Source organism: Pedobacter faecalis (assembly GCF_030182585.1).
Taxonomy (GTDB): domain Bacteria; phylum Bacteroidota; class Bacteroidia; order Sphingobacteriales; family Sphingobacteriaceae; genus Pedobacter; species Pedobacter faecalis.
In genome coordinates this window covers 2628641-2650868 of the sequence record NZ_JARXOW010000001.1, presented here as the reverse complement: position 1 = coordinate 2650868, position 22228 = coordinate 2628641, and the positions used below count along the sequence as shown (strand labels likewise).

Genomic DNA, 22228 nt, shown 5'->3' with positions numbered 1-22228 from the left:
TTTTAAAGACAAATGGCAAAACAAGTAAAATATAACGTTGAAGCACGCGATGCGCTTAAGAGAGGTGTTGATACCCTGGCAAACGCAGTAAAAGTGACGCTTGGTCCAAAAGGACGTAACGTAATTATCGATAAGAAATTCGGTTCTCCTGCTGTGACCAAGGACGGTGTTACCGTAGCAAAGGAGATTGAACTTAAAGATCCGATCGAAAATATGGGCGCTCAGATGGTAAAAGAAGTTGCTTCCAAAACCGCTGACATTGCCGGCGATGGAACTACTACTGCAACTGTATTGGCTCAGGCTATTGTAACTGCGGGTATCAAAAACGTAGCTGCAGGTGCGAACCCAATGGACTTGAAGCGCGGTATCGATAAGGCGGTAGCTGCAATTGTTGACAATCTAAAATCACAGTCACAGACTGTAGGCGAAGACAACAACAAGATCAAGCAGGTGGCTTCAATTTCTGCAAACAATGACGAAGTGATAGGGTCACTGATCGCTGAGGCAATGGGTAAAGTTGGGAAAGACGGTGTAATTACCGTTGAGGAAGCAAAAGGCACAGAGACTGAAGTGAAAACTGTAGAAGGTATGCAGTTTGACCGCGGTTACCTTTCTCCTTATTTCGTAACTAACGCTGACAAAATGGAAGCTGAACTGGAAAGTCCTTATATTTTGATTTACGATAAGAAAATCAGCAATATGAAGGAGCTACTCCCAGTTCTCGAGAAACAAGTGCAGACTGGCAAACCTTTGCTAATCATTGCTGAGGATCTTGACGGCGAGGCTTTAGCTACTTTAGTAGTCAACAAGATCCGCGGATCACTGAAAGTTGCTGCTGTTAAAGCTCCCGGATTCGGCGATCGCAGAAAGGCAATGCTTGAGGATATCGCTATCCTGACTGGCGGTACTGTGATCTCGGAAGAGAGAGGTTACAAACTTGAAAACGCAGATCTTTCTTACCTGGGTACTGCAGAGAAAGTTGTTGTTGACAAAGATAACACAACTATTATCAACGGTTCAGGCCAAACAGAAGACATCAAAGCCCGCGTTAATCAAATCAAAGCTCAGATTGAGACAACTACATCTGATTATGATAAAGAGAAACTGCAGGAGCGCTTAGCTAAACTGGCTGGCGGTGTTGCGGTACTGTATGTAGGTGCAGCTTCTGAAGTTGAAATGAAAGAGAAAAAAGATCGCGTAGATGATGCTCTACATGCGACACGCGCAGCGGTTGAAGAAGGTATTGTAGCTGGCGGAGGTGTTGCGTTCATTCGTGCTATTGAGTCGTTGGAAGGCATGAAAGGTGCTAACGACGATGAGACTACAGGTATTGCCATCGTTAAACGTTCTGTGGAAGAGCCTCTTCGTCAGATCTGCCAAAACGCAGGTATCGAGGGTTCAATCGTTGTACAGAAAGTTAAAGAAGGTACAGCTGATTACGGGTACAACGCGCGTACTGATGCATACGAAAACCTGATCGCTGCCGGTGTAATTGACCCAACTAAAGTTGGCCGCGTTGCGCTTGAAAATGCAGCCTCTATCGCAGCTATGTTGCTGACTACTGAGTGTGTGTTAGCGGACGATCCGGAAGATGCTCCTGCAGCTGGTGCTGGTATGCCTCCAATGGGCGGCGGCGGCATGGGCGGCATGATGTAATATCATTTCAGATAAATACAAAAAAGCCTGCATCTTCTGGTTGCAGGCTTTTTTGTATGCAAGTATTTAGAGTGGAATAACAATAAAACTGCTTAGTTTTGCGGGATGCAAAGGGAACAGATCTCGGTATTTGATATTTTTAAGATTGGTATTGGTCCGTCGAGCTCACATACGCTTGGCCCGTGGCGTGCTGCACAGCAATTCACAACCTCGCTTAAGGCTCAGGGTGCACTTGAGCAGGTGGAGCAAATAAAGATTCTTTTATATGGCTCGCTTGCTAAAACAGGTAAAGGCCACGGTACTGATATTGCTATTCTTCTTGGGTTGGCTGGCGGCGATCCGGTGACTTTTGATGTCAATGCCATTGATTCGACCATTGCTGCAATCCGGAACGACCAGCTACTTAAGCTGGCAGGAGAAAAATTACTTAGCTTCGATTATGAGACCGATCTGATCTTTCTTTTTACAGAAAGCCTCCCCTTCCACCCTAATGCAGTCACCTTCCAGGCGTTTTTGAACACAGGAAGAGCGATATCGGAAACCTACTATTCCATTGGCGGTGGTTTCGTTATTAAAGAAGGCGAGGACAGAAACGAGAAAGAACAGGTGGAGCTTCCTTTCCCGGTTGAAAAAGCGGCGGACTTGCTACACTGGTGCCTCACTACCGGGTTGAAGGTGTCTGAGGTCGTAATGGAAAATGAACTTGCTTGGCGGCCTGAAGCAGAAACGCGCAAAGGAATTCTACAACACTATACCGTGATGCGGGACTGCATATACCGTGGCTGCCATACCCCGGGATTTCTACCTGGAGGGCTGAGCGTAGCACGCAGGGCGGTAGCTTTAAATAAGCGCCTCATGAGCGGGCGGAGTTACACCGACTATGAAAGCTGGGTACAAGCCATTAGATCGGGCGGAAACGGCTTTAATTATACACTTGACTGGGTAAGCTGCTTTGCATTGGCAGTCAACGAAGAGAATGCTTCTTTCGGCCGTGTGGTTACCGCACCTACGAACGGGGCGGCCGGTGTGATTCCTGCGGTGCTTCAATACTACATTACTTTTTGTAATGGCTTTTCGGATGAGAGGATCACGCAGTTTATTGCCTGTGCTTCCGAAATAGGAAGCATTTTTAAAAAAGGCGCGACAATTTCTGCTGCAATGGGCGGATGTCAGGCAGAAATTGGAGTATCGTCTGCCATGGCGGCAGCGGCGCTTACGGAATGCCTCGGAGGATCACAGCGACAGGTGATGATGGCTGCTGAGATAGCAATGGAACATCATCTGGGGCTGACCTGCGATCCGATTGGCGGGCTGGTTCAGATTCCTTGCATTGAACGGAACACGATGGGTGCTATCAAAGCCATCACCGCAAGCCAGCTTGCGCTTCAGAGTAACCCGGATAAAGCCAAAGTAAGCCTGGATGCCGTAGTCAACACCATGTGGGAGACCGCCTTAGACATGAACTCCAAGTATAAAGAAACCTCCGACGGGGGTCTTGCTACCAATATCCCGCTTAGTTTGCCGGAATGTTAATATTAATGCCTTGATTCGGTAATAAAATAGTTACTGCTTTCTTTTTTAAACGAACTGGCCGTTTCTTTGTCCCTCTAAAACACAAACGGGAGACCTAGATGAATAAAAAGACAATTAAGACACTATTACATTTCCTTATACTATTCTGCTTTGCCGGCGCAGTCCAGGCTTTTGCCCAAGCGCCTGCAGATGGTTCAATATCTGCTAAGGTCACCGACGCCTCTACCGGAGAGACGGTACCTTTTGCCTCTGCCGTTATACTTAACAGACAGACTAAAGCTGTAGTGAAGGGTGCTCAGTCTGACGCAAACGGCAATTTGAACATCGTCGGAATTCCTGCCGGTTTTTATACCTTCAAAATTAGTTACATAGGGTATCAAACCATGGTGCGCGATTCTGTCGCTATTGGTAATACACCGGTGAACCTTGGGACCATCAAGATGAAACCATCAGCCGGCACGGTGTTGAATGAAGTCAACGTTACCGCACAAAGGGCTACTATGCAACTGGGCATTGACAAGAAAGTATTTTCAGTTGATCAAAGTTTGGTTAGCGAGGGCGGGTCGGCCTCTGATCTGCTCCAAAACGTGCCTTCGGTACAAACGGACATAGACGGAAATGTAAGTCTCAGGGGCTCAAGCGGCGTACGTGTGCTGATCGACGGTAAGCCATCTGCAATAGCAGGAGGGAACGTCGCCCAGATCCTGCAATCGATACCTGCCAGCTCTATTGAAACAGTAGAGCTTATCACGAATCCTTCGGCGAAATATGATGCCGAGGGCCAGTCTGGCATCATCAATATTGTTCTTAAGAAGAATAAAAAACTTGGCCTTAACGGATCTGTTGCCTTAACTGCAGGAAATCGAGATAATTATAACGGTAATGCGAGCCTGAGTTTCCAAAATGGCAAAATTAATGTATACGGAAACTACGGTTATCGCTACGGAAACCGTTTAGGAGGAGGATATAGCAATGTGACGTATTCTGAAACAATAAACGGCAGCAATGTGGTTACCGGTTTTGCCGATCAGACGACAGACTCGCGTTCTCTTGACAAAAATCATAACTTAAAAGGCGGGCTCGACTACACGATTGACGCAAAGAATGTGCTAAGTTTTTCTGGTGGATTCAACATAAGGGATAACACTCAGGATGAACTTCTGCGCGTAGACCAACTTAATGCTTCAGGCGATCCCATTAACCTGAGCAACCGTAAGAACGATAACACGAGGTCGGGAGGCAGTTATGATCTCAGTCTTGACTACAGCCGGAAGTTCAGCAGGCCTAAAGAAGAATTGACGGCTAACGTCAGCTTTTCGGAAGGCACTAATGACAATTTCCAGTTTTACTCAACGGATGTGTTGTTCGGGGCTGATGGTGAAGCACCGTTGCAAACCGACGGAGGCGGCATCAACAGAAATTATGTTGGGCAAATCGACTACACGCTCCCTATTGGAGAAACCGGAACCTTCGAAGCGGGCTACCGAAGCCAGATACGTATCTCTGACGACGCCACCTATGCGGATCGTCTTAATGAGATCACTGGAGTTTACTATACCGATCTCCAACTGACAAATAAATTTAACAATAAAGATCAGGTGCACGCGCTCTATCTGAATTTCCGGAAACAGGTGGGCAATTTCGGCTACCAGATTGGTTTGCGAGGTGAAGATGCGAGATTAGATACAAGGCTGGGGACTTTTGATTATACCGGCGCGTTAAACTATACACCGGGCAAGGTAGATTATACGCGCATCTATCCAAGCGTGTTCCTGACGCAGAAATTCAAGGGTGAGCAGCAGGTTCAACTCAGTTACAGTCGCCGTGTAAACCGTCCGCGCGGGTGGGACACCAATCCGTTCCTGGATGTATCTGATCAGCTGAACTATAGACGAGGCAACCCTAATCTTCGGCCAGAGGATGTTCATGCGTTTGAACTAAGCTATAGTAAATACTGGTCGAAGGTTACGCTGACCTCAAGTGCTTATCTGAGACAAACGAACGACGTGATCCAACGGGTGCGGACTTTATATGAGGAGATCCCCGGCGTTACGCTTACCACGCCGCAGAACCTGACCAGAAGCATCAACAGCGGACTAGAGCTTATCGGTCGTGTCGATGTAGCTAAGGCTTGGAATTTTACTGGTAACGTGAACCTTTATCAGGCACACATAGATGCGGTGCCCGAGTTCGGTCTGACAAAAACATCAGGTTTCAGCTGGAATGCTAATCTTACTAATAACTTCGTGCTCCCTTACGGGGTTACGCTTCAGATAAAAGGAGATTACAGGGCACCAGAGGTGATGTCGCAGGGGAAAAGAAATGCCATGTATGCGGTTGATGCGGGTGCTAAGTATGATTTTAAGAACAAGCGCTCATCGCTTAGCCTGAATGTACGCGATGTGTTCAATACCAGAAACTGGAGCATGACCACGACCGCTGATAACACGACGATCGATTTTAAGCGCAGAATGCAGGGCACAATGGCCAATCTGACTTATTCGTATCGTTTTGGGCAAACTGATTTTAAGCCAAAACGAAGCAGGAAGCCTGAAACACAAGACATGGGCTCCGGCGAAGAACCTTTTTAAGTTTTCTTATATTTGACTCATGGAAGAGACCAATCCCTGGACTACTATAGCAAGTCATAAGATTTATGAGAATAACTGGATAGGCCTGACCGAACATCAGGTGATCAACCCATCCGGAGGAAAGGGAATTTACGGCGAGGTTCATTTTAAGAACCTTGCTATTGGCATCTTGCCTTTAGATGAATCATTGAATACATGGATTGTTGGTCAGTACAGATTTCCCCTAAAAGCCTACAGCTGGGAGATTCCGGAAGGCGGCGGCCCCCTCGATACTGACCCGCTTATAAGCGCACAGCGTGAACTGCTGGAAGAGACCGGAATAACGGCCGGGGACTGGCTTGAAATACAACGGATGCATTTATCCAACTCTGTAACCAATGAGTTGGCGATTATTTATATAGCCAGAGGGTTGAGCCTGGGCGATGCTGAGCCTGAGGAAACCGAGCAGTTAATTATACGAAAACTTCCTTTTTCAGAGGTATATCAAATGGTATTGAACGGGCAGATTACCGACAGCATGAGTGTTGCCGCAATACTGAAAACCAAGATCATGCTCCTGGAGGGGCAGCTGTAATGATGAATAAGGTATTAGGCTACATCTTTAGTCCGTTATTCTATATTGCCTTTTTTTCATTTCTGTTAATATTCCATCCCATACAATGGATTTGCTACCGGGTGTTTGGTTACAAGGCGCATAAGAAATCGGTGGATATACTGAATTTTTTTCTCACTTATAGTGATTTGCTAATGGGTGCCTCCGTGAGCTTCCGAAACGACCATGAACTCCCTTTGGGCAGGCCGATCATTTTTATTGCCAACCATCAGAGCATGTACGACATCCCCGCATTGATCTGGTTCCTGAGGAAATATCATGCAAAATTCATTTCAAAAATTGAACTTACCAAAGGTATCCCTTCCATATCGTATAACCTGAAATACGGGGGCGGCGCCAATATTGATCGCAAAGACAGCAAACAAGCTATTTCCGAGATCATCAAGCTCGGCCGGCGAATGAAGGAAAACAACTGGTCAACAATGATCTTTCCTGAAGGCACCCGCTCCAAAACAGGTCAGCTAAAACCATTTCAGGTTGGCGGCATTGCAACCCTGCTCAAGATAGTACCGCAGGCTTTAATTGTCCCGGTAGCCATAGAAAACTCCTGGAAGCTCGTACAATACGGAACCTATCCGCTCAGCTTTGGCGAACGGTTGCGATGGACGGTACTTACTCCAATTGAGCCTGCGGGTAGGCCGGTGGAAGAGGTGGTTGCTGAGGCCGAAACGGCTATCAGAATGCAACTTCGCCAGGTTATCGCCGACAGCTAGATATTTTTATTTTCGATACGTCTGAAAAATTCGTCCCGATATGTATCTCCTATGGGAATCACCTTCCCGCAGATTGAAATTCGGCTTCGTTCAATGCTTTCAATCTTGTCTAGCGATATGATATACGACTTATGCACACGTATAAAATGATTGGCCGGCAAAGTCTCCTCCATCCTTTTCATATTCTGCAATGTAATGACCCGTTCTGCCTTTGTGTAAATAGAGATATAATCCTTAAGCCCTTCGATATATAGGATGTCTTCCAGCGCGATTCGCTGAATTTTATGTTCGGTCTTTACAAAAATGAAATCCTGCACAGGAGTCGAAGCCGCGGGAGGTTTTACCGCAGGCAGATGGGGCGATTGGATGACCTGCACAGGACTTACAGGTGCCGCCTTGGCATGAACCTTTTCAACAGCCTTATAAAACCTATCAAACGCTATCGGTTTTAACAAGTAATCGGAAACATTGAGATCGTAACTTTCAAGTGCATATTCAGAGTAAGCGGTGGTAAGAATGAAGTGAGCCTTGGCGTTGGCTATTTTTAGGAACTGTATCCCTGTAAGTTCCGGCATTTGAATATCGAGAAAAACCAGATCAATGCCACCAGCCTGAACAAGTTGCAGCGCTTCAATAGCATTCTCCGTTCTTGTAACAAGTTCAAGAAAGGGCACCTTGGATACGTAATCTTCAATGATATCAAGGGCGAGCGGTTCATCATCAACCGCAATACATTTTAATTTGATCATATGTCTAGCATTAATTCGCTGGTGTAGTGCGTCGCCGTATTCACTATGTTTAACTTGTACCTATCAGGATAGAGCAGTTGCAACCGACGCTCCACGTTGTTTAGTCCGACGCCTCCCATTCTGTCTTTGTTGCCATGGCTTTTTTTGTTGCTAATGCTGAAATGCAATATTTTCTGATTAGCGATAATATTGATCCGTATTGGATTTTCGGGATCGTTTGCAACCCCATGCTTAAACGCATTTTCAACGAAAGAGATAAGAATAAGAGGGACGATCCGTTGGTTATCAATCTCGCCGCTCATCGTCATGTCTACGTAGGCACCGTCTCTGAACCTTAATTTCTGTAGCTCTATAAAACTTTGCACATATTCAATCTCCTTGCTAAGAGAAACCCAGCTATCGTTGCTTTCATAAATCATATATCTCATGATCTCAGAGAGCTTCAGGATCGCGTCTGCGGTTTTATCAGACTTTTGGTAAGCAAGCGAATAGATATTGTTCAAAGAATTAAAGAGGAAATGAGGATTAAGCTGAGATTTCAGAAACTGAAGTTCCATCTCCCTTTTCTCGTTCATCAGGTTGCGCTGTGCGCTTTCATTACCAAACCAATCGATAGCAAACTTCAGCAGTGAACTAACAACGATAAAAAAGCCGGAAAAGAAGACAGACTTTACCGCAAAGCTCTCCAGGTCCTCACGCATAATGGTGTTGCCGTCCATACGATGTGTTAGTACCAAGTCGATGTTGAGACTGGCCAGGAACGTTTTAATAAATGCCATGACGGCAATAACAAGGAAGATTGCAAAAACATACACTCCATATCGCTTCTGCTCTTGGATCAGCATAGGTATGAGCAGGGTGTAGTTGATATAAAATATCGAGAGGTTGATCACCGCATAGTAACCATATTTGATGACGATATCATAGCCCCCCAAATTTTGCCCTATTGCACCAACAACGGGCACAATGGCCATCATAAGCCAGAAAATCAGGTGAACGGTAAAAGCACTTTTATTCTTCATATCGGGTTCGGGGCATCGACGAACTGGCGATTTTAATCTACCAATACGGCAAATGTTCCAATTTACGACAAAACTACCGTTTTTACCTGTTCATCTAGAATTATATATGCTTCGTCTAAAAGATTTTAGTGGCAATTTATATTTCATTCTCTTTGTTTCATCAAAACTCAACGATTATGAAAACGTCACCACTTTACCAATCTGTTTCACCCTTCCTGCTGTTGCTGGTACCCGTGTTTATCGTAATGATACTTACGCTGGTAGCTCACAACGCAAATACCGTAGGAGAAATAGAGGCCGCTGGGAACAAGCAGGCCGTAAGTAACAACATGATCGTTCAGGCAGGCACTTCCGCGGTTAGGTAACCGGGTGGCTCTGCGGCACAGAAATTGTAAAGTTTAGTTTTTAGTTAATAGTAAATCTGGCAGGTGGATACCTGCCATTTTTTTTGCAATCACCTCAGCAACAAAATATTATTAATAATATTTTAAAAACTAAAATATTAGTTATACGTTTGTACTAAAGACTTAGTTGATGGCTTATTGCGCAGTTTGCCGTTACGGGTCTGTAACCTAATTATAAGACTGTATGGAAATAAAAGATTTAACAAAAGCAGAAGAGCAGATCATGCAAATCTTATGGCAGCTCGAGAAGAGCTTCGTCAAGGATATCATCGATCACCTGCCCGAGCCCAAACCTGCTTACAATACCGTATCCACAATCGTCCGGATACTCGAAACAAAGGGCTTTGTAGACCACGAGAACTTTGGCAAGTCACACAAGTATTATCCACTCATCAGCAAAGAGGATTATAAACGTCACGCCACCGAAAAGCTTCTTGGAGGTTACTTTGAAAACTCCGTGGAAAGCATGTTCTCGTTCTTCGTAAAAGAGGAGAAACTTGACTTGAACGATGTTGACGAAATTCTCAAAATGATTAAGGACCTCAAAAACCGACCAAGATGACCTGGGCACACTATCTTCTACAAGTCAACATTTACCTGGTGGTATTTTATGGCTTTTACAAGCTCTTGCTAGATAAAGAGACCTACTTTACTTTGAACCGAATTTATCTGTTATCTGCAGGTGTCTTTTCACTGGTTATACCATTCTTGAGAATAGAGTGGTTTGTATCACAGCCGGCAGTTCAGCCTGTATACACCGGCGCCGTGCAAATTAATGATTATCTCGCCCAGGTGTCTTTAGCAGAAGCTCAGCCTGAGACATTCGTCTTGGGGCAATGGCTTGTGGTCATTTATTTCACAGGCGTAACGTTTGTGATAATCAGGCTTGCTTTACGTTTGCTATCGGTCAAAAAGATGATAAGACAAGCGTCAAAAGGAAACGCTTTTTCATTTCTCAGGGCCAAAGTAGTAGATCCTGCACTTCCCGGACACAACACCATAGAACGTCATGAAGAAGTACACATTAGACAATGGCACACGGCCGATCTGATATTCTTTGAGCTACTTTCTGCAGTCGCATGGTTTAACCCTGTGACATATTTATACAAAAAAGCGGTGCAGAACATACATGAATACCTTGCTGATGAGGCTGCTGCAAAATTCCAAGGTGATAAAGAACAATATACGCTGTTGCTATTGAGCAAGGCATTCAAAATTCCTCAAAGCGAGTTGGTCAACAGCTTTTTCAACAAATCATTAATCAAAAAAAGAATTTTTATGTTACACAAACAGAGATCACGGAAAATTGGCCTGATCAAATATGGCCTTTTCCTCCCACTTTTCGCCATTGCACTTGTGATGTCATCCTCCACCATTAGAGAGAGTGAACAGATCAAGGCTATCACTCACGAGATCCCCCTAAACGAACCTCTTAAAGCTGCTCAGCATGTAGTAAAATACGCGCCATTTATACAGGAAAGAAAGGAAAATCTCAATGAATACATTGCCCGGCACACTCAAAACGATAGTATTCAGAACGATTGGAAACCTTTCTATACACATCTTATGCGAAGCGTACGATATGCTCCATCTGCACGTGAGCAGAGTCTTCAGGGTAACAGTACGATTAAATTTACGGTTTTGGCCGGATCAGTTTCGGATATAGGAATCGTAGGTAAAACGCTTGGCGGCGATTTAGATCAGGAGCTAATGAAGGCGATTTTAAGTTACGAAGGGTATAAACGAATTAAAGAAGGGAAATATATTATCACCTGCGAATTCTCACTTGCAGGAGTATCCACAAATAAACACAACACAAATATAGTTGACCTGGCCGGATATGAGCGTCTGCAGAAAGTACATATTCGCGGATATGTAGACTCCTCCCCCAAAAATGTCCAAACGAACGATACGGAGGATTCAGTGAAGGGTGGCGACAACGTTCCAGATACCAAAATCTACGACTTTGTTTCCCTTGAAAGGCAACCTACGTATCCGGGCGGGTTTGAGCAATTCTACGAGTGGGTGCAAAAAACGATCGTTTTCCCCGAAGAAGCAAAGCGAAACAGCGTGAACGGCAGGGTGTACCTCTCATTTGTAGTCGAAAAAGATGGCACGTTAACAGACATAAAAGTTGAGCGCAAACTGGGCTATGGCACAGATGAAGAAGCGATGCGGGTGCTTAGTAACAGTCAAAAATGGATTCCTGGTATGCAAAACGGGGAAGTTGTCCGTGTGAAATTCAACATACCTATTTTATTCTCAGCAGCGAAAGAGGCTAAACCGCCTGTAGCAAATGTGGAAGAACAGCTCAACGGAAAAGTGCAGGGCCTTCGTATCGAAGCCAGGAAAACCGGAGCAAATATGATCAATTTGAAAGACCTTGAAGGCCCAACCAGTCCCTTATATGTCATCGACGGTGTCCGCTTGAAAGCGATTAACAACGGAAAAGAACGAGTTTCGCCACTAAGCAACATCAATCAGAACCATATACTCTCCATAGAGATTCTCAAAGATGCAACTGCAGTCCAAAAATACGGGACCGACGGAAAGAACGGCGTCATTGTTATTACGACAAAAAATGCCAAAGGCAAACAGAAGCAAGACTAGTTATTAATGCCTCAAAACAAAGCCCGGCTTAATATAAGCCGGGCTTCATTAATGTATTCCCTTGTCTCGTAGTATAAAACTATTAAATATCTTCCTCAGATACAAATTTGGCAGAATAAAAGTCTCGGTTCATTCTGGCAATGTTTTCCAAAGAGATGCCTTTGGGGCATTCCACTTCGCATGCACCCGTATTTGTACAGTTACCGAACCCTTCTGCATCCATTTGCGCTACCATGCTTTGTACTCTCCTGTAACGTTCCGGCTGACCCTGCGGTAACAACGCCAATTGTGAAATTTTTGCTGACACGAACAACATTGCCGAGGCGTTTTTGCAGGTGGCTACACAGGCTCCGCAGGCAATACAAGCCGCAGCCTCAAAAGCTGCATCAGCTTGAGACTTAGGAATAGGAATAGCATTTGCATCCTGGGCATTACCTGTATTTACCGATATAAAACCGCCAGAAGCAATGATGCGATCGAACGCAGATCGGTCAACCATGAGGTCTTTGATAACCGGAAAAGCCTTCGCGCGCCAAGGCTCAACCACTATGGTGTCACCGTCCTTGAACGAACGCATATGTAACTGGCAGGTCGTCACACCTTCCTTTGGTCCGTGCGGCCTTCCATTGATAAACATTGAGCAGGCGCCGCAGATTCCCTCGCGGCAGTCGTGATCAAATACGACAGGCTCTTCGCCTTTTGCAATAAGATCTTCATTCAGCACATCAAACATCTCAAGAAACGACATATCCGGTGAAACATCAGAGACTTTGTAATCTACCAGCTGACCCTTAGCTTTATTGTTTTTCTGACGCCAGATTTTTAACGTCAAATTCATATTTCCTGTACTCATAATATTGAGATTTGGTACTCCTATTTATAACTTCTTTGTGCAACCTTAATGTTTTCGAAAGCCAGTTGCTCTTTATGCAAGGCAAAGGTTACATCACCTGTGTATTCCCAGGCGGCCACATATGAATAATTCTCATCATCGCGAAGCGCCTCACCTTCCTCTGTCTGATACTCTTCCCGGAAGTGACCACCGCAAGATTCATTTCTGTTCAGCGCATCCATACACATGAGCTCTCCAAGTTCAATGAAATCCGCAACACGACCGGCCTTTTCCAATTCCGTGTTGAGCTCATTTGCTTCACCGGGTACACGCAAATCAGTCCAAAAATCCTTACGCAACTGCTGTATCTCAGCTATAGCTTCTGTCAGTCCCTGTGCGTTACGCGCCATTCCGCATTTGTCCCACATAATTTTCCCAAGCTTTTTATGGAAATAGTCGACCGACTTTGTTCCTTTGATTGAGAGGAACTTGTCAAGCGTCGCCTTCACATTTGCCTCTGCTTCCACAAAAGCGGGGTGGTCAACCGGGATTGGTTTTGTAGCCAGCTCTTTCGATAGATAAGCACCAATGGTATATGGTATAACAAAATAGCCGTCTGCCAGACCTTGCATCAGCGCAGATGCACCAAGACGGTTAGCTCCGTGATCAGAGAAATTCGCTTCGCCAAGCGCATAAAGACCTGGCACAGTAGTCATGAGGTTATAATCTACCCATAGTCCGCCCATGGTGTAGTGAACTGCCGGATAAATACGCATCGGCGTCTCATACGGATTTTCTCCCGTGATCTGTGCGTACATATCAAACAGGTTACCATATTTCTCCTTAATTACTTCCCTGCCTAAACGCATGCAGGTTTCCTTATCCGGATTATGGATATTATGTTTATTGGCCTCAATTCTGCCATAACGTTCGGTATTTGCGGTGAAATCCAGGTAAACAGCTAATTTGGAATTTCCTACCCCATAACCTGCATCACAACGCTCTTTAGCTGCACGTGATGCAACGTCACGAGGAACAAGGTTACCAAACGCGGGGTATCTCCGCTCCAGATAATAATCTCTTTCATCTTCAGGGATATCCGTTGGTCTGCGGTTATCATCTTTTTTCTTAGGAACCCAGATACGCCCGTCGTTACGTAACGACTCAGACATCAGGGTTAACTTCGACTGATGATCGCCCGACACCGGGATACAAGTTGGGTGAATCTGAGTATAGCAAGGATTTCCGAAGAATGCTCCCTTTTTGTGTGCCTTCCATGCAGCAGTCACGTTACTGCCCATTGCGTTCGTAGACAAATAAAATACGTTGCCGTAGCCACCGCTGCACAACAGCACGGCGTGGCCAAAATGACGCTCCAACTCGCCTGTAAGCAGGTTACGTGCAATAATACCGCGGGCTTTGCCGTCAACAACCACAACATCGAGCATTTCATGACGTGAATACATCTGAACTTTTCCCATGCCAACCTGACGCTCAAGCGCGCTATAGGCGCCAAGCAAAAGTTGCTGACCTGTCTGGCCCGCTGCATAAAACGTCCGCTGTACCTGCGTACCACCAAATGAGCGATTGTCAAGCAAACCGCCATACTCTCTTGCAAGTGGAACACCTTGAGCCACACATTGGTCAATGATGCTCGTGCTCACTTCCGCCAAACGATGTACGTTTGCTTCACGGGCGCGATAGTCGCCACCCTTTATAGTGTCATAAAACAGGCGATAAACGCTGTCCCCATCATTCTGATAATTTTTTGCAGCGTTGATTCCGCCTTGCGCTGCAATCGAATGCGCACGTCTTGGCGAGTCCTGAAAACAAAAGCACTTGACTTTGTATCCCATTTCAGCAAGCGTGGCCGCCGCAGAAGCTCCGGCAAGTCCAGATCCCACCACAATGATTTCAATACTGCGTTTGTTGGCCGGATTCACCAAAGGCATCGAAGAGCGGAGCTTAGTCCACTTCTCAGTTAGTTCCCCTTCAGGTATATGTGCATTTAATTCTGCCATTTTATTCAACTTAAGATCAACGATTATTTAATAAATCCAAAATGCATTGCAATCGGCATAGCTGCAAAAAGCAGGGAAATGATGATGGAGTACCACACACCAACAGCCTTTATGATCGGCGAGTACTTTTTATGGTTCCAACCCAAGGTCTGAAAAGCCGAAGCAAACCCATGCAATAAGTGATAAGCCAGAGATATCATGGCCAGTACATATAACAGCACAATCCACGGATTTTTAAATGTTTCAACCATAACCGCGAACAAATCTTCCTGCCCCCTCACATCGGTGGTCGGGATACCGGTAAAACGCGACACAACCCAGAATTTCGATATATGAACAATGAGGAAAATCAATAAAAGCGTTCCAAGCAAGCCCATTGATCTGGAATACCATTTACTATTGGCCTTCCCGTTGGTGACCGCGTATTTCACCGGTCTTGCTGCCTGGTTCTGCGCTGCAAGATTATAGCCCTGATAGATGTGAAGAAGCAAACCTGCAAACAAAACGATCTCCATAGCCCTAATTATCCAGTTGGTAGCCATAAAATGGGCACCCATGTTAAATGTCAGTCCACCATCGTTCACGAATATGAGTGAATTGAGAAAGCAGTGCACAATTAAAAAAGTGATCAGGAACAGGCCCGTAATGCCCATAATTAATTTCTTCCCTATAGATGAGGAAAGTGCGTTTCCGAAACTAGCCATTTAAGATTTATTTTTTAGTTCTGTTGTGCAAAAGTATTTAATTAAAGAATTATTTAGTAAATACCCGGGGCAAAATAGCGGGAAATAAGCTATTTAGAAACATTCTAAAACTAGGCTGTATATGCAAAATAAAACGGGAGACCAATAATCAGTCTCCCGTCCAAAAAATTAATTAATCAGAGGTACTTAGAACGTGAAGCTGAACGAACCTCTGGCACTCACCCCTGATATCGTGTTTGTACCTGAGCTGGACATAGCAGCCTTTACATCACCCGCACTGTTTACCGGCTTTCCGTTCACGCTGGTGATCACTAAACCTTTAGGGTCCCGGAACGAATCAAATGCTTTTCCTTGTTCCACATTAGTCACAATCACTCCATTTTTAACCCCAAACTTCGCCTTCATGTCGGCAGGTGCCGGAGCAAATGATGCGCCCAGACGCTCTACCCTCGTGCCTGATGCCGAAGCTGTTGAAGTGTTCACGCCAACACTGCTTTCACCCTTTAGAGTTACAGTAACATTCTTCATTTGTCCATTTCTTGAATAAGTGAGTTGCACTTTATCACCTGGACTCATACGGCCGATCTTTTCCTGAAGATCAGGTGAATCGTAAACGACATTCCCGTCCACTTTTTTGATGATGTCTCCTTTTTGCAAGCCAGCTGCAGCAGCTGCACTATTCGGCATTACCTCACTCACATATAGCCCGGTGATATCTTTTACGTCAAGTTTTTCAGCCTGATCAGCGTCAAGCGGAGCGAAAGACACGCCTATATAACCACGTTTTACTGCACCATACTTTCTGAAATCATCCAGAATCTTTTTTGCGAGGTTAATCGGAATCGCAAAACCGTATCCTTCATTCGTTCCGGTTCTAGACGCAATAGCCGCATTGATACCGATCAATTCTCCGGCAGCGTTCACAAGGGCACCACCGCTGTTACCGGGGTTGATCGCCGCGTCAGTCTGTATAAACGATTCAATACTGCTTGGCACAGGTGCCTTTCCGGTACGCTGATATTCTTCATATTCCTGCTCTGTCATTTCCCTGTTTTGTGCCAGTATACCAATGCTCCTTGCTTTGGCACTCACTATCCCTGCGGTAACAGTTGTCTGTAAGTCCAGCGGGAAACCTACCGCCAAAACCCACTCACCAATCTGTACATTATCTGAGTTACCCATTCTGACGGCCGGCAGATTGTTCGCCTCAACCTTAATCAAGGCAAGGTCCGTATTAGCATCCTTACCAACCACTGTAGCACTTACTTTTCGGCGGTCTGACAAAATCACCTCAATTTTTGATGCATTGTCAATCACGTGATTGTTGGTCACAATGTAACCATCCGGCGTTAATATCACACCAGAGCCAGACGCTGCCCGCGGAACAGAAGGCATCCTTCTACCGCCCCTGCCGCCAAAAAAGTCTTCAAACATATCAAACGGCGAAGCACTGCGTTGCGCAGCGCCGCTTCCATAACTTGTCTTAATGTGAACCACCGCGGGTGAAACCGCAGCCGCGGCCTCCACAAAATCTATCGTGCCCGCTGAAGACAACTTAGGATTATTAGCAAAGATCACTTTCTGTTGTTCTTCGAATGATAGCGCATCCTGCTTTGGCTCGAGCATTTTGTAGCCGCCAATTGCCGCCGCACCACCTATGAATGCCGCAAGCACAATTACTCCCATTTTTTTCATCTCTATCCTGTTTATCGTCATACTTTTATAGCTGTTAATCATATCATTCTCATTATATAAGGCCGATACATTTTCTTTTGTTTCATTTATTCAAATTTAATACCATAAGAACGATATTTGCATCAGTAACACGCCATCAATTCTGTTAAAAAATGTTAAAAGGCCGTTACAACAACTAAATGGAAATCCAATTCTATAAATATCAAGGTGCCGGAAACGACTTTATCTTAGTAGACAACCGGTCACAGACCTTCCCTTCCGGCAATCACGAAGGCATAAAAAAGCTGTGTGACAGGCGTTTTGGCATTGGGGGCGACGGGTTCATGCTCCTGCAGAACCGAGAAGGCTACGACTTCGAAATGGTATACTATAACGCTGATGGCCGACCCGGAACCATGTGCGGAAATGGGGGCCGATGCATCGTCTCCTTCGCCCGCTTTCTTAATATAGCCGAAACCGAGACAAACTTTTTGGCAGTAGACGGACCGCACTATGCCAAAATTTCAGAATCAGGGGAATGGATTGACCTTCAAATGATTGACGTTGACGCAATTGCGAAAGATGATACCTCCTGGGTTTTAAATACTGGATCCCCGCATTATGTCCGGCAAACGGCCGACTTGGCCACCTACGACGTTTACAATCAGGGGAAAGCCATTCGCAACAACGACACTTATCGCGCAGAGGGCGTAAATGTCAATTTCGTCGAAGATATGGGGAGCCATTTATTTGTCCGAACTTTCGAACGTGGTGTAGAAGATGAAACTTATGCCTGCGGTACAGGCGTAACCGCTGTTGCCTTAGCTATGGCGGCATACAAAGGCCAAAAAGGAGCCATCGAGACGCCTGTAAAAGTATTGGGTGGTGATCTGACCATAAGGTTTGACTACGACGGAAGCCGCTTTTCCAATATCTTCCTTTGCGGGCCAGCTAAACAAGTTTTTCGGGGCACAGTTCAAATCTGAAAGACTGGCGCTAGTCCCGATCCGCCAGATAAGCCGCTAATCCGATCTTGATCTCGCCAAATGTAAACTTATTGCCGAGATGAGTTCTTATGGGCGTTATATTAACGGTTTGCAATACTTTTATGGCCTGCACAATTTTCTGAAGCTTTTTCGGTCCGATGATGTCCTCCGCATTTATCTCCTGTGTAGCCACATAATGCGCCAGATGCCCTTCAATAGTAGCTGCAACCATCTTCCGTTCAGCAGCTATTTCGGCAACGGTTTTCCCCTGCTGAAAGAGCTCTAGCGACAGCGCTTTGGTGTCTGCTTTATCTTTAGGTTTAACCGCCTTACCCTTTGCCGAGCCCGCTTTCTCCATTTGTATTGCGCGCTCTTCAGTGTTGATCAACTCATTTACGTGAGTCTTGGTAAATTCATCCCCTTTCAGCATCGCCCTCAACAAGGCCTCGGCTTTCTTAATTCTCTTCACCTGTTCAAAGAAGTTAGCTTCCATCTCCTGCAGTTCCTTTAGATAGGCCGCCACCTGCTTGTCCTGTTTTACGAGCTCAACCCGTTCAAATATACGCGCTGAAAATTCCGAGAGGCGGGGAGTGAAATAGTCGGCCGCCGCCTTCACCCGGTCTAGCAGCGCAGACAAAGCGTCGGGCGATGCCACCTGCGTCATTCTCCTGATCTGCTGCAGAAATTTTAGGGCATGTGCTTTCAGTTCACCAAGATCTTTCAACAGCTCAGCGGCCCACCGTGCATGCTTTTGCTTGGCCGATTTACTAATATCTTTGGTATACGAATGAACGTGTTCATACACGTAATTGTCCAGTGGCGTCAGATCAAAGCTTTCGAGCAAATAAGATCTAAGGTAATGTTCCGTCTCGGCGAGCATCTGGGCTTCCAACTGTTCCACTACGGGTTTATTTCTTGAATAGGAACACACATTATGGTCCTGACGGATTCCAGAGCTCTGGAGCCGGGAGGTCAAAATCAGGCCTTCAAGTGATCTGAGCCTCGACAAGGCGACATAAATCTGACCCGGCGCAAAAGCACTTCCGATGTCAATGATGGCCTTGTCGAAGGTCAGCCCCTGGCTTTTATGCACCGTAATCGCCCAGGCCAGCTTTAGCGGGTACTGCGTAAACGTACCGATAAGCTCCTCTTTTATTTCTCCGCTCACCTTATCCGGACTATACCTGAAATTTTCCCATTTATATTTTTCAACCACAATTTTATCCCCGTTTTCGTCGGCCTGCACTTCAATACGATCAGTTTCAAGGTCAGTCACCGTAGCAATCTTACCGTTGAAAAACCGCTGTTCCCCGCTCGGATCGTTCTTTATGAACATGACCTGCGCGCCAACCTTAAGCTCCAGACTGTAATCCGCTGGATAAGCATAGTCACTGAACTCGTCTTCTACCTTGGCTACATACTTGAAAACACGGCCTCCAAGGGAGTCCAGGCTCTCCTTATTCAGCCCCTCGGCCTTGTTGTTGTGCGTGGTGAGCGTAATATATTTTTCATCAGGAGAGGGCCTGAAGTCCGGGCGGTAATACCTGTCCAAAAGCGCCAGGTCTTCCGGGCTTACTTCGTTGTTCCTTAAATTATTCAGCAGATTGATGAACGTATTATCTGCCTGGCGGTAAATCTTCTTCAATTCGATATACACAGGCGGATGCTGCTGCAAAGCCAATGCGTCAAAGAAGTAGACGCTTTTATAAAACTGCCCCAGCAAACCCCATTCCGTCGGCTTTACAACGGGTGGCAGTTGATGAAGATCACCAATAAAAAGCACCTGAACTCCTCCAAAACTGTTAGCGTTTCGCCTCACATAGCGCAGCATCATATCAGCGGCATCGAGAAGATCAGCTCGAAGCATACTCACCTCGTCGATAATCAAAAGCTCCATATCGGTCAGCACCTTACGCTTCGCAGCATTCATATTCAAATGGCGCACTATGGACTGCGGAGTATGATAGTTAGCACTTAAATCCGCCGTTTCGGTATTTGGCTGTTTTGGAAGATAAGTACCGAAAGGCAGCTGGAATAAGGAGTGGAGCGTGACGCCTTGGGCGTTAATGGCAGCAATCCCTGTCGGCGCCGCTACTACTGCCTTCTTGTGCGTTTGCGCAATGAGGTTACGGAGAAAAGTGGTCTTCCCCGTCCCGGCCTTACCGGTGAGAAAAATATGTCTGGAGGTGTAGTTAACGTATCTTGCTGCCAATTGAGCAGGCCCGGCGGTTTCATCTTGCATTATTAGCAAAGTTAATAAGAAAAGGTCACTTGACCCTGATCAGCAGATATCCTTCATAAGCAGGCTGCGCCTCGGGTTCATCAGGCTTCGCGTCGCCATGATAAAAAGAAACACTCGTTAGCTTCAGACAATAGTCATAGCCTGCGGCCGATGCGCATAGCGAGAAATATTGCTCCGGCAGACTAAAGCTATCGCCGGAAAAATGAGAAGCTGCGCCTTTCTGGTAGATCTTGCTTAGCTTATTGAATGCACTCGTCAAATCTAGTTGTACTACCTTGGCCGTACCGATCTGTAAATGAAGTTTCCCCGCCGCGACGTGCTCTACTACAACCGGAACACTGCCTATTTCCGATTCCCTGCGCGACGAATAACCATTCACGGGAATCACGTAATCGTAACCGCTTACCTGAAGGGCACCGCCTGTTGGCTTCAGGACAACATACCGCATCACTTCATGAGGCCTCGTTACTTTAAGTATGGCAAATGCTGAATCCTTTTGCGCGGCCAGCCGCGTAAAGCGTGGGGTGCTTTCAGTAGCCCGCAATATTCGCTGCTCAACATCTGCCAAATCCCTCTTCGTAAAGGCCTGCAAAGCCGGTAGCCCATGCATGTCAACAAGATAATCAACCACTCCTGCCCGTTGGGCTACATCTTCTTTGTCTTTCGATGCCATAAGCTTTTTTAAGCGGCTCTGCTGCGAGAAGCGCGACAGCGAGGAAGCGCTTTGTGGACCGTAGACTGCCAGGAGTGCCAACACGCAGAGACTAACCGGAATCAGCATGATGTTCTGCTTTCTGCTAAGCAGAAAGTAAACCGTGATAAAGGCGAGCCATAAGGCCAGAATCACCAATAGATATCTCGGCTCTGTAACACCATAACGGCTTACCCGCGCCCATACTGCAAGCAGTAGTAAAATGACAAGCGGTATCATCATCACATAGAAAAACCGGGAAAACAGTCTTATCCACCCGTGGCCCTCCTGCGTGCGGATTGGATATACCAGCAGCAGCGATAATATGCCGAATACTGCGTAACCAAGGATCAGCATCGATACCAGTCCCTTCGGCAACTCCCCGTTCACAATGATCTTTAGTTCATACACCAGTAAAATCCCCAGATAAATTGCCATTAAGGGTATCAGAACATACTGCGTAAAAACTTTAAGTCCTTTAGGATACGCTTCCTTCAAATCACCCCGCACAAAAACCGTCGGAACTCCTGCAAGGAAAAACACTGTCATAAAGCCGGCGGCAACTATACTGAAAAGCGACAGGTACACCTTATAGCTGATCTGCACAGCGAAGAGCCCGTCCACAGCCGCAAGCGCGATCGCCAATCCTGCGTAAAGTACCGCAGCATATAACGCAGCGGTTAAAAACCGGATGAAAAGACTTTTATTATATAGCCAAAAGTCGTTTAAAGTCCCGCTACCGCCTGTAAAAGGTGCGAAAGACACCAGTAAATGGAAAGCAAAAGCCAGAAGTACAACCCGGTATTTATCGGCAGTAAACACTTGCGGATCCAGTAAAAGAAACAGACCCAGGCAAAGCAAGATAACCAACAGACGCATTGTCCATACCGGGCCGGCCGACCATCGCCTTGCTTCTGCGAAGAGGTCGGCCGACAACAGCAGCGCCAGCCCGAAATTCAACACAAGAAGTGATTTTATCAATACATCATTCAGCGAACCGTTACGAGAATCGAGACCGACAAGAAAGCAAAGGATCACAGAGGCGGCCACAGCAATCAGCACCTGTAAAGGAAATCTGCGTACAACCATACTGGCTTGCAACCAGAGCGACCTAACTGAAGGAAGTTTTATTTTCATGGAACCCATATCTAGCTTTTACATTTAACACTTCGGCCCTATTTCTTAAC

The 22228-nt window shown here is 45.9% G+C and carries 17 protein-coding genes; 9 read left to right on the top strand and 8 right to left on the bottom strand.

The genetic code is table 11. From position 1 onward, the window contains the following. Nucleotides 1-12: 12 nt before the first annotated feature. From groL to QEP07_RS11990, 5 genes are all read left to right on the top strand, one after another. Complete coding sequence (gene groL / locus QEP07_RS12010) at nt 13-1656, top strand: chaperonin GroEL (protein ID WP_285010351.1); 1644 nt, start codon at nt 13-15, stop codon at nt 1654-1656. Nucleotides 1657-1761: 105 nt separating this feature from the next. After that, a complete protein-coding gene (locus QEP07_RS12005) occupies nt 1762-3189 on the top strand; it encodes an L-serine ammonia-lyase (RefSeq protein WP_285010350.1) in 1428 nt (475 codons plus the stop codon). Nucleotides 3190-3287: 98 nt separating this feature from the next. Then, a complete protein-coding gene (locus QEP07_RS12000) occupies nt 3288-5780 on the top strand; it encodes a TonB-dependent receptor (protein ID WP_285010348.1) in 2493 nt (830 codons plus the stop codon). A gap of 19 nt (nt 5781-5799) precedes the next feature. Further along, complete coding sequence (locus QEP07_RS11995; protein WP_256002206.1) at nt 5800-6354, top strand: NUDIX domain-containing protein; 555 nt, start codon at nt 5800-5802, stop codon at nt 6352-6354. 2 nt (nt 6355-6356) lie between these two features. Then, entirely contained in the window at nt 6357-7106 is a 750-nt protein-coding gene (locus QEP07_RS11990; protein WP_285010750.1) for a lysophospholipid acyltransferase family protein, read from the top strand. Here the strand turns inward: QEP07_RS11990 and QEP07_RS11985 are convergent. After that, a complete protein-coding gene (locus QEP07_RS11985; protein ID WP_285010346.1) occupies nt 7103-7855 on the bottom strand; it encodes a LytR/AlgR family response regulator transcription factor in 753 nt (250 codons plus the stop codon). The two genes, QEP07_RS11990 and QEP07_RS11985, sit on opposite strands and share 4 nt — an antisense overlap. Next, the gene (locus tag QEP07_RS11980; protein ID WP_256002215.1) at nt 7852-8877 is read right to left on the bottom strand and encodes a sensor histidine kinase; all 1026 of its coding nucleotides are present in this window, start codon (nt 8875-8877) and stop codon (nt 7852-7854) included. Before QEP07_RS11980 ends, QEP07_RS11985 begins: the two co-directional genes overlap by 4 nt. 176 nt (nt 8878-9053) lie before the next feature. On the opposite strand from QEP07_RS11980, the gene QEP07_RS11975 reads away from it, so the two are divergent. The 3 genes from QEP07_RS11975 (at nt 9054) to QEP07_RS11965 (ending at nt 11891) form a co-directional block, all read left to right on the top strand. Beyond that, complete coding sequence (locus QEP07_RS11975; protein WP_256002219.1) at nt 9054-9242, top strand: hypothetical protein; 189 nt, start codon at nt 9054-9056, stop codon at nt 9240-9242. 223 nt (nt 9243-9465) lie between these two features. After that, the gene (locus QEP07_RS11970; protein WP_285010343.1) at nt 9466-9843 is read left to right on the top strand and encodes a BlaI/MecI/CopY family transcriptional regulator; all 378 of its coding nucleotides are present in this window, start codon (nt 9466-9468) and stop codon (nt 9841-9843) included. Continuing rightward, nucleotides 9840-11891: a M56 family metallopeptidase gene (locus QEP07_RS11965; protein ID WP_285010341.1), complete on the top strand. Its 2052-nt coding sequence runs from the start codon at nt 9840-9842 to the stop codon at nt 11889-11891. The genes QEP07_RS11970 and QEP07_RS11965 overlap by 4 nt, the downstream gene beginning before the upstream one ends. 82 nt (nt 11892-11973) lie before the next feature. On the opposite strand, the gene QEP07_RS11960 is transcribed toward QEP07_RS11965, so the two are convergent. From QEP07_RS11960 to QEP07_RS11945, 4 genes are all read right to left on the bottom strand, one after another. After that, entirely contained in the window at nt 11974-12744 is a 771-nt protein-coding gene (locus tag QEP07_RS11960) for a succinate dehydrogenase/fumarate reductase iron-sulfur subunit (RefSeq protein ID WP_285010339.1), read from the bottom strand. 20 nt (nt 12745-12764) lie between these two features. Continuing rightward, nucleotides 12765-14744: a fumarate reductase/succinate dehydrogenase flavoprotein subunit gene (locus QEP07_RS11955; RefSeq protein WP_256002230.1), complete on the bottom strand. Its 1980-nt coding sequence runs from the start codon at nt 14742-14744 to the stop codon at nt 12765-12767. Between the two features lie 23 nt (nt 14745-14767). Beyond that, nucleotides 14768-15448: a succinate dehydrogenase cytochrome b subunit gene (locus tag QEP07_RS11950; protein ID WP_285010337.1), complete on the bottom strand. Its 681-nt coding sequence runs from the start codon at nt 15446-15448 to the stop codon at nt 14768-14770. Between the two features lie 186 nt (nt 15449-15634). Beyond that, on the bottom strand, nt 15635-17143 hold the full coding sequence (locus QEP07_RS11945) for a Do family serine endopeptidase (RefSeq protein WP_256002235.1): 1509 nt from the start codon (nt 17141-17143) through the stop codon (nt 15635-15637). 179 nt (nt 17144-17322) lie between these two features. Here QEP07_RS11945 and dapF point away from each other — a divergent pair, with 179 nt between their 5' ends. Then, nucleotides 17323-18108, top strand: coding sequence for a diaminopimelate epimerase (dapF, locus tag QEP07_RS11940; protein WP_285010335.1), 786 nt, complete (start codon nt 17323-17325; stop codon nt 18106-18108). Between the two features lie 10 nt (nt 18109-18118). On the opposite strand, the gene QEP07_RS11935 is transcribed toward dapF, so the two are convergent. Together QEP07_RS11935 and QEP07_RS11930 are read right to left on the bottom strand one after the other, a co-directional pair. Continuing rightward, nucleotides 18119-20350 carry a helix-turn-helix domain-containing protein gene (locus QEP07_RS11935; RefSeq protein ID WP_285010334.1) on the bottom strand — a complete coding sequence of 744 codons (2232 nt, stop codon included), beginning with the start codon at nt 20348-20350 and terminating at the stop codon, nt 18119-18121. A 25-nt stretch (nt 20351-20375) separates the two neighbouring features. After that, nucleotides 20376-22178: a DUF4153 domain-containing protein gene (locus QEP07_RS11930; protein WP_285010333.1), complete on the bottom strand. Its 1803-nt coding sequence runs from the start codon at nt 22176-22178 to the stop codon at nt 20376-20378. Nucleotides 22179-22228: the final 50 nt, after the last annotated feature.